The sequence below is a fragment of the Halostagnicola alkaliphila genome (genome assembly GCF_055379965.1).
The window spans coordinates 2825326-2834509 of the sequence record NZ_AP043826.1; the positions used below are offsets into that span (position 1 = coordinate 2825326).

11 protein-coding genes are annotated in these 9184 nt (G+C 60.0%); 10 read left to right on the forward strand and 1 reads right to left on the reverse strand.

Going from position 1 to position 9184, the window contains the following annotated elements:
* Positions 1-95: 95 nt before the first annotated feature.
* Positions 96-764, forward strand: a complete 669-nt coding sequence (locus tag ACZ5C7_RS19390; RefSeq protein ID WP_464377900.1) for a DUF7108 family protein — start codon at positions 96-98, stop codon at positions 762-764.
* Positions 765-818: 54 nt separating this feature from the next.
* On the opposite strand, the gene ACZ5C7_RS19395 is transcribed toward ACZ5C7_RS19390, so the two are convergent.
* Entirely contained in the window at positions 819-1178 is a 360-nt protein-coding gene (locus ACZ5C7_RS19395) for a PadR family transcriptional regulator (protein ID WP_464377901.1), read from the reverse strand.
* 200 nt (positions 1179-1378) lie between these two features.
* On the opposite strand from ACZ5C7_RS19395, the gene ACZ5C7_RS19400 reads away from it, so the two are divergent.
* The 9 genes from ACZ5C7_RS19400 (at position 1379) to ACZ5C7_RS19440 (ending at position 9183) form a co-directional block, all read left to right on the forward strand.
* Positions 1379-1912 (forward strand): inorganic diphosphatase, encoded by a 534-nt coding sequence (locus tag ACZ5C7_RS19400; protein ID WP_464377902.1) that lies wholly within the window; start codon positions 1379-1381, stop codon positions 1910-1912.
* Between the two features lie 239 nt (positions 1913-2151).
* Positions 2152-2274: a hypothetical protein gene (locus ACZ5C7_RS19405; RefSeq protein WP_464377903.1), complete on the forward strand. Its 123-nt coding sequence runs from the start codon at positions 2152-2154 to the stop codon at positions 2272-2274.
* Between the two features lie 216 nt (positions 2275-2490).
* Complete coding sequence (locus ACZ5C7_RS19410; RefSeq protein WP_464377904.1) at positions 2491-3834, forward strand: alkaline phosphatase family protein; 1344 nt, start codon at positions 2491-2493, stop codon at positions 3832-3834.
* Between the two features lie 72 nt (positions 3835-3906).
* Positions 3907-4410 (forward strand): DUF371 domain-containing protein, encoded by a 504-nt coding sequence (locus ACZ5C7_RS19415; RefSeq protein WP_464377905.1) that lies wholly within the window; start codon positions 3907-3909, stop codon positions 4408-4410.
* A gap of 80 nt (positions 4411-4490) precedes the next feature.
* Positions 4491-5327 carry an endonuclease III domain-containing protein gene (locus ACZ5C7_RS19420; RefSeq protein ID WP_464377906.1) on the forward strand — a complete coding sequence of 279 codons (837 nt, stop codon included), beginning with the start codon at positions 4491-4493 and terminating at the stop codon, positions 5325-5327.
* 69 nt (positions 5328-5396) lie between these two features.
* Positions 5397-5768: a rhodanese-like domain-containing protein gene (locus tag ACZ5C7_RS19425; protein ID WP_464377907.1), complete on the forward strand. Its 372-nt coding sequence runs from the start codon at positions 5397-5399 to the stop codon at positions 5766-5768.
* 208 nt (positions 5769-5976) lie between these two features.
* Entirely contained in the window at positions 5977-6663 is a 687-nt protein-coding gene (gene bluB / locus ACZ5C7_RS19430; protein ID WP_464377908.1) for a 5,6-dimethylbenzimidazole synthase, read from the forward strand.
* A gap of 217 nt (positions 6664-6880) precedes the next feature.
* Entirely contained in the window at positions 6881-8023 is a 1143-nt protein-coding gene (locus tag ACZ5C7_RS19435; protein ID WP_464377909.1) for an ABC transporter substrate-binding protein, read from the forward strand.
* A gap of 26 nt (positions 8024-8049) precedes the next feature.
* Positions 8050-9183, forward strand: a complete 1134-nt coding sequence (locus tag ACZ5C7_RS19440) for an ABC transporter ATP-binding protein (RefSeq protein ID WP_464377910.1) — start codon at positions 8050-8052, stop codon at positions 9181-9183.
* Position 9184: the final 1 nt, after the last annotated feature.

The following is a 9184-nucleotide window of genomic DNA, read 5'->3' on the forward strand; positions in this document are numbered from 1 at the left end:
TCGGATCCTCACCGCACTCTGCTGGGACAGCGAGTCAGTCCTCACCGACAACGCGCAACTGAAAAGCCGGCCGCCCTACTTCTCGAGTATGCCGCATGAGTAACTCGAACGAAGACCCCACCACGGGATCGAATCGCGATAGTTCCGACGAGCGGGGAGAAACTGAAACAGACGAGTCGAGCGCAGGCGACGAAACCGAACCGCCACTCCCGAGGTCGGTGGTCGACGATGCGGAACGGCTCACCCGACTCGAGCGAAACGCCGTCAACGACGAGGAGGCCACCGTGTACGAAGGCGAGCGAGAGACGCTACTCGAGGATCACGAGTACACTGCACGCGTCAGAACGGAAGCCGATGACGTTCTCGTCCTCCACCCCGAGGAATGGCACGATGAGGAAGCAGGAGTCATCAGAACGGACCGGATCGACGACCTCGATCGCGCAGTCGAAATTCCGCTCGAGGGAGCCGCCGATCCGGACGACTGGGAAGCCGTCGACGCGGAAAACCGGGCGCTCGTCGACGACGTTCGACAAGCTCACGGCGATGTCCACGGCGACAACGCGGCGATGCTCGCGGATTTTCTGGGCAATCACTACGCGAAACCGATCGAATCCGCGACGGCCGCGGAGCTTTCGGAGTTTCGGAACGAGTACGTTGTTAGAAATGCGTGGCCGTCTGAATCCCAACGGGAAGCGCTCGATCGCTCGATCGAACTCATCTACGAAACGGCCGGGGAACCGGTGCCCGAATATCGGTCCCAGTAGTCGTCGGCGAGACGCACCTCGTTGGGTGAATCGATCGATTCGATAGTGGCGTTTTCAGTAGCTGTCTTCGACGATATCCGTGATCTCGTCCGCTCGGTCGTTGCCCGTGACGACCTTCGAGAGCGTCCAGTTGATGCCGTCGAGGACAGCGTCGTAGCCGTCGTCGGTCAGCGAGTACTCGTTGGTTCGTTTGTCGAGTTCGCTCTTCTCGACCAGACCGAGTTCGACGAGTTCGTCGAGGTTCGGGTACAGTCGACCGTGGTTTACTTCGGTCCCGTAGTAGTCCTCGAGCTCTCGTTTGATCGCTAGTCCGTACATCGGCTCTTTGGCGAGGATGACGAGAATGTTGTTCTGGAACGCGGTCAATTCGCGCGCAATGCTCTGTTCGCCCGTAACTGCTTGTGCCTCTGACATAGATTTGTAAATGTCACCAGACTATTTAAGACTTGCCAACTATTCGTCCAGATAGGACAGCAACACTGTCGCCGACGGCGGTATCGGCGTCTCTCGGACGGTTTCGTTGGCTCACCTCGTTGATTCGTCCGGTGGCCATCAGGTATATGTTCCAATTCGATTACGAAAGTACTTTTTGATTGACCATGATTCGTTCCGGTATGGTAAACCTCTGGGAAGACCTCGAAACTGGACCGAACGCACCTGAAGAAATTTACGCGGTCGTCGAATGTCTGAAAGGCGAACGAAACAAGTACGAGTACGACAAGGACGTTCCGGGTGTCGTTCTCGATCGCGTTCTTCACTCCAACGTTCACTATCCGTCCGATTACGGCTTTATTCCGCAGTCGTATTACGACGACGAGGATCCGTTCGACGTGCTCGTTCTCGTCGAGGATCAGACGTTCCCCGGCTGCGTCATCGAGGCGCGACCGGTCGCGCTGATGAAAATGGACGACGACGGCGAGCAGGACGACAAAGTCATCGCCGTTCCCTCCGAGGATCCGCGCTACGATCACATCGAGGATCTCGAGGACATTCCACAGCAGCAACTCGACGAAATCGACGAGTTCTTCGCGACCTACAAGAACTTAGAGGAGGACAAGGAAGTCGAGACCCAGGGCTGGGAGGACCGACAGGCGGCCTACGACGCGATCGAACACGCACAGGACCTCTACGAAGAGAACTTCGCCTGATCGGAACGCCTCGGAGCCGGTTTCACGGTTTGGTCGTTTCGATGACCACAACTGGCTCCGTTTTTCGACCAACGCACTTCGTTGGACAGTTATCGGAATGGGCCTCGAGTCGAGGACACTAGCGATGTCACTTCGATCCGGGTGAGACCGCTGATTCACGGTGGTAATCAACGCTCGAGCACTCATGCATTATGAGCATGGGTAATTTTATTGGCTTCGGGGGCGTTGGATTACTCGTTATGGCAGCCAAAGAGTCCCCCGTTGGATACCAGCGTTCAGACCGCGAGGAGCCCGACGCCGGCGTCGGTATGGCGCATCCAACCGTCGTTCCGACAAATTTCGAACCGAACGGCTCCGAGTAGCGCTGGAACCGTCTTGGAAGGCAATATTCGTTCGATTGATTTTCCGGGTCGTTCGAGAACAGCGCACTACCAGGATTCGCCCTCGCTATCTACGGAACCCAGCTCTCGTTCCAACGGAAACCCAGCTCGTTTTCGAGCGGGAAAGCCCACGCGCCCGTTCTCGAAAACAGTGTGTGGAAACGAACCTTCTTGTATGCGCTCGGACTACGACCCCGCATGGGTCTGTTTGACCGGTTACGGGGCGATGGAAGCCCTCGAGTCGCGTTTATCGGAGTTGATGGTGTTCCGTACAGTCTTCTCACGGATAACGAAGAACGGTTCCCGAACTTTGCGGCGTTGGCCGACGACGGGACCGCGAACGAAATCTCGAGTATCGTGCCGCCGGAGTCCAGCGCCTGCTGGCCCTCGCTGACGACCGGGATGAACCCGGGAGAAACCGGTGTCTACGGTTTTCAGGACCGCGAAGTCGGGACCTACGACACCTACGTTCCGATGGGCAACGAAGTGCAAGCCGACCGCGTCTGGGACCGCGTTCAGGAGGAGGGGCGAAACGCGACGGTGATGAACGTCCCCGTCACCTTCCCGCCACAACGCAACGTCCAGCGGATGGTTTCAGGCTTTCTCTCCCCCGGCCTCGATAAGGCCGCCTACCCCGACGATGTTCGTGACACGCTCGAGGAGTACGAGTACCGTATCGACGTGAATCCGAAACTCGGTCATCAGGAGGACAAAACCGAGTTCATCGAGGATGCACACGCGACGGTCGACGCGCGCTTCGAATCGTTCAAACACTACATCGAGGAAGACGATTGGGACCTCTTTTTCGGCGTCTTCATGACGACCGACCGGGTCAACCACTTCCTGTTCAAAGACTACGAGCGAGACGGCGAGTTCCGCGAGGAGTTCCTCGAGTTCTACGAGAAGGTCGACGACTACATCGGCAAACTGCGCGAGGCACTCCCGGAGGACGTCACGATGATCGTTGCCTCCGATCACGGCTTTACGAGCCTCGACTACGAGGTCCACTTCAACGAGTGGCTTCGAGCGAACGACTGGCTCTCGTTCCGAACCGACGAGCCCGAGGAACTCGGCGACATCACCGACGACACCAAGGCCTACTCGTTCATTCCGGGTCGATTCTACATCAACCTCGAGGGGCGGGAACCGCGCGGCTCGGTCCCCGAGGCAGAGTACGACGAGGTTCGCGACGAACTCAAGGCCGAACTCGAGGCCCTCGAGGGACCGGAGGGCCGAAAAGTGGTCGACCGCGTCGTCGAGAAGGAGGCGGCCTTCCGCGGCGACCACGACGAGATCGCACCGGATCTGGTCGCGATTCCGTCGAAGGGCTTCGACCTCAAGTCCGGGTTCAAGGCCGACTCGGACGTGTTCACGACCGGCCCCCGAAACGGCATGCACAGCTTCGACGACACGTCGCTGTACGTCGAGGATCCCAACGTGACGATCGGTGACGCGGACCTCTACGACATCGCGCCGACGATCCTCGACCTGATGGAGATCGAGTACAGTCGCGGCGAGTTCGACGGTGCGAGTCTCGTCTAAGCGAGAAGATACCACAAGCGGGCACGACCGCGCGATCGATCCCATTTTCCGAGTTAAGCTGGTACGTTCGATATGAACGACTCAGTCGACGGTGACGGGAACGACGGCGGCGAACGGGCTGACGACGAGAACGCGACGTCGACCACGCTCGAGGAGGTTATCAACGCCCAGGGCCACGAACACGTCAGCGCCGAGCACTCGAGCACGTTCGAAATTTCGACGGACGACTTCCTCACCCCCGCCGGCGACTGTATCCTGGCGATCGAAGCCGACCGTGCCCCGGCGGATTTCGATCCGGAATTCGTCGACGCCTGCCGGAATCCCGAGGCAACGATCACGGTGGCTCTCGAGACTGACGAGCACCGAGATGTCGTGCAGGGACGGGGCGATCCGGAACTCGAGTTCTCGAGCGAACGAAGCGCCGTCGGTCGAACGAGCGACTACGTCGACGACCGGACGATCGTGCTCGGAGCGGAGCACGCGGCAGAAGGATTCGATCGGGAGCTCGTCGCTACGCTCGCGGACGGCGCGGACGTGACCGTGACGATTACCGCTTCTCGAGGCGGCTCAAAGTAACTGGTCTCCTAGTGACGTTGTGCGCGACGTACTCGAGCGAATCCACTGCCGTTTTGCGCGTTCGGTGCGTACGCGAACGCATGAGCGGCGACCCGGAACCGTCCCGGAACATCAGCGGCGGCGTCGACGGCGGCGGTATCGCGGCGGAGTTCGATCCCGCGACCGCGGACACGCGAGCGGAGGCCGTCGTCGACGAGCTTGGTGAACTGTACTGGCAGAAGACCTACGGCGGCCAAGACGCCTTCACGTGTCTCGTGCGTACCATCTTGAGCCAGAACACGAGCGACAAGGCCAGCCAGCCCGCACACGACGCGCTTCTCGAGCGGTACGATACCAGTGGCGTTGACGGCGATCCAGATACCACGTCGGATCTCGCCACCGCGCTCGCGAACGCAGAACAAAGTGCACTCGCCGAGACGATCAGTTCGGCCGGCTTGTACAATCAAAAATCGGAGACGATCATCGACACGGCCGAACGGGTTCTCGAGGAGTTCGGCTCCGCGACGGCGTTCGACGCCTTCGTCAAGGACGAGCCGCCGGAGACGGTTCGCGAGACCCTGCTCTCCGTTCGGGGCGTCGGACCGAAGACGGCCGATTGTGTGCTGTTGTTCGCCGGCGGACGCGGTGGCGTTTTTCCAGTCGATACGCACGTTCACCGCATCTTCCGGCGGCTCGGGATCGCACCGCCCGACGCGGACCACGAGGCGGTCCGCGAGATCGTCGAACGCGAGGTCCCCGCCGAGAAGTGCGGCTTCGGTCACACCGCGACGATCCAGTTCGGTCGGGAGTACTGCACCGCGCGCAAGCCGGCGTGTCTCGAGGATCCGGACGCCTGTCCGATGGCGGGACTGTGTGACCAGGTCGGCGTCTATCCGGCGACGGGAGAGGTCGTCGACCCGTCCGAAGCCGGGGAGTGACGACCGATCGAAACGGTTCGACAGAAACGATCCTCAAGGCTTTTGACGCTCGCTCGTTCACTCCGAGCAATGAGCAAGATTTCGCCGTCGGCGTTAGACGAGCAACTCGGGAGCGACGACGCCCCCGTCGTCCTCGATATTCGGTCGGCCGCCGAGTTTCGGGACGGTCACATTAAGGGCAGTCAGAACGTGCCAGTCTACGGAGATCTTCGTAACGGAGAAAGCGAAAGCTTTTGCGAACATCTCGAGGATATAGATCCCGACCGGCGCGTCGTCACGGTCTGTAAGGCGGGTATCGTCGCCCGAAAAGCGACCCGAATTCTCGATGAGGAGGGATACGAGGCGGAGACGCTGGCCGGCGGAATCCGCCGTTGGAACGGCTACGAGAACGACTCGTTCGGCTATCGAATGCGTTCGATACTGGGTTCAGTGTTTCCGTAGTGCGGATGCCGTACCTCTGTAGTGTGGATGCCGTACCTCCGTAGTGGGGAACTCATACTTCCATGCGGACAGATGCCGTACTTCCGTAAGTGAGTCTAAGCGCACTCAGTTCAACCCCACGGACATTCTCGAGAGACGACGCTTTCCGTGCGACCCGGCCACACTTCGATACGACTTTCTCACCCACTGAAATTGTTCTACTGAAGAGATGGTTGAATTCACGGACGCCGATCGCGAGGCCGTCTACAAAGCGATCTACGCCCGACGGGACATCCGTCGGTTTCGAGACGAGCCGATTCCCGATCCGGTCCTCGAGCGGCTCATCGATGCCGCTCACCACGCACCGAGTGTCGGCTTCTCCCAGCCGTGGGACCTGATCGTGATCAGCGACGAGGAGACGAAGCAGGGCGTGAAATCGATCGCGGATCGAGCAATCGCGGCCGCCGAAGCGGGCTACAAGGAACCTCGAAAGTCCGAGTACGCCGCGCTCAAACTCGAGGGTATTCTCGAGTCCCCGATTAACATCTGCGTGACCTGCGATCCGACGCGGGGTGCGCCCCACGTTCTCGGCCGGAGCTCGATGAAACGCACCGACGTCTACTCGACGTGTCTAGCCGTCCAGAACCTCTGGCTCGCGGCTCGAGCGGAAGGCGTCGGCGTGGGTTGGGTGAGCGTTCTCTACCCCTCCGAACTGCGGGAGTTGCTCGAGATACCGCCCCACGTCAAGCCGATCGCCTATCTCTGTCTGGGGTATCCCGAAGACGGATTCCCCAACGAACCGGTTCTTCAGACGGCGGGCTGGCGCGAGCGACTCGAACGCGACGCGGTCGTTCACGACGAGCGGTGGGAAGCGAAAATGGATGCCGAAAATAGTGACCGGCGTTCGAAGCGGTAACGAATTGTTAGAGTCGAGTGTGAGGGAGGTCAACTTGTGAATGGGCGCATTCCTCGAGTATTACCAGTATGGCCCGTAACGACCCTAATGACGGTATTTTGTTCGACCGAATCGAGTTCGGGCGTTTTTGACCGATCTCAGAACCCAATTCGTTCGTCTGTGTGCTCTCCAGACTTCACAACGGTTAAATGTATGAGTCCGGGTAAGGCTTCCTACCATGGGTGCAGACCGACACCGAAACGTCGCAGCTAATGAATCCGAGTCGGAGTTAGTGTCATCAACTGTATCTGGAGGTGAAACGACGTCTCGACGCCGTTTACTGTCGGCTACGGCAGTGGGTTCGGTAACGGCTCTCGCGGGGTGTGCGGAGCTACTCGGCAGTACCGACCAGCTGCGTGTCAGCGTCTGGAGCGGGAACTACGCCGATCACTTCGAAGAAAGCGTCGTACCGTTGTACGAAGACGAATACGACGCCGAACTCGACGTCCAGCGCGGTTGGGACGAGATCCTCACCGACATCCAGTCGGCACCGGACGACGACCCGCCGTTCGACGTGACCGTCGCGGAAGGGAACTTTTACTACTACGGTCGGCAGGATGATCTCTTCGAGCCGATCCGCGAGGAGAACGTTCCCAACGCCGACGAACTGATCGACTTCTACACGGAGATTCGCGATCCGGAGTACGGCATGCCGATCGACGGCGCGCCGTGTACGATCATCCACCGCGAGGATATGGATATCGACCCCGACAGCTGGGGCGACCTTTCCTCCGACGCCGTTCAGGACGGCGGCGGAATCGGCGTCGATACCGGCTTTTGGTGGTACCCACTGTACGCCGCCGCACTCGGCATGGACGAAGAAGACGGTGCCGGGGAGATGCACGACGAGGACCTCCACGACGACGTCCTCGAGGAGGTCGAGGACTGGGAGGTCGACAGTTGGGCCAGCTCCGGCGAAGACATCTGGCAGGCGTTCGAAAACGGAACGATCGATGTCGCACAGTGGTACTACGACCAGACCGAGAACGTCATCGACGACTACGACGGGCTGACCCACACGATGCCCGAAGAGACCACCGGTTGGTTCAACAACTGGAGCGTCGTCAGCGGCACCGATAGACGGGACGAAGCGGAACAGTTCATCAACTTCCTCATGGATGCTGAGGTTCAATCGGAGTGGTCCGAAGAGGCGCCGCTGGCGTTTAGCAACCAGAACGTCGACTACGCCGACGGTATGGAGGAGGACCTCCCGACCACGACCGAGGAAGCGGAGAACATCGCGTTCCCCGACTGGGAGTACCTCGCCGACCACGACGACAACCTCTCCGACGAAATCTCGAGCATCCAGCAGAGCTCCTAGACGCCGATAACCGATACCAGCAACCAATGACAGAAATCACGCTGAGCGAACTCGAGAAACAGTACGGGGAGACAACTGCCGTCGAAGACGTTTCGGTCGAAATCAACGACGGCGAGCTACTGTGTTTGCTCGGACCGAGCGGCAGTGGCAAATCGACCACGCTTCGAATGATCGCCGGCCTCGAGACGCCGACCGATGGCGAGATTTCCATCGGCGACGACGACGTCACCGACCGGCCGGCCTACGAGCGAAACACCTCTACTGTGTTCCAGGATTGGGCGCTCTTTCCGCACAAGTCGGTCCTCGAGAACGTCGCCTTCGGCCTGAAGATGCGCGGCGTAGCGACTGAAGAACGCGAGGAACGCGCTCGAGCGATGCTCGAGCGCGTCCAGATGGGAAGCTACGACGACGAGGATCCGACGAACTTGAGTGGGGGCCAGAAACAGCGAGTCGCGCTCGCGCGTTCGCTCGCGGTCAATCCCGACGTCCTATTGCTCGACGAGCCGCTTTCGAACCTCGACAAACGGCTCCGCGAGGACATGCAGATCGAGCTTCGAGAGATCCACGAGGATCTAGAGGAGACGTTCGTCCACGTGACTCACGACCAGGACGAGGCCTTCACGTTAGCCGACCGGATCGGAATCATGGCTGACGGGAATCTGATCCAGGTCGGCAGTCCGAACGAAGTCTACGAGAACCCGAAGAACCACTTCATCGAAGGGTTCCTCGGCGATACGAACTTTATCGACGGCACGGTCGACCGAACGACCGCCGAAACCGTCCACGTCGAAACCGAGCTTGGTCGGGAGATCGTTCTTCCGGCAGACCACGAACCTGACATCGCCGAAGGAGCCGAACTGACGCTCTCGCTTCGGCCGGAAATCCTCTCGATCGATCAGCCGGTGAGCGTCCAGTCCGACGGCGGTCAGACGGTGCTCGCGGACGGAAGCACGACGAACGCGGTGATCGGAACCGTCAAGAACGTCCTTTATCGCGGCTCGACGGTTCGATACTCCGTCTCGAGCGAGGGTACGACGATGTTCGTCGAACGAACGGGAGCGAGTACCGACGCGCTAACCGCCGGGGACGACATCCGTATCGACTGGAACGGCGCGGACGTTCTGGCGTTCCGCGCGGACGGAACGAGGGTCTCACTGTAAC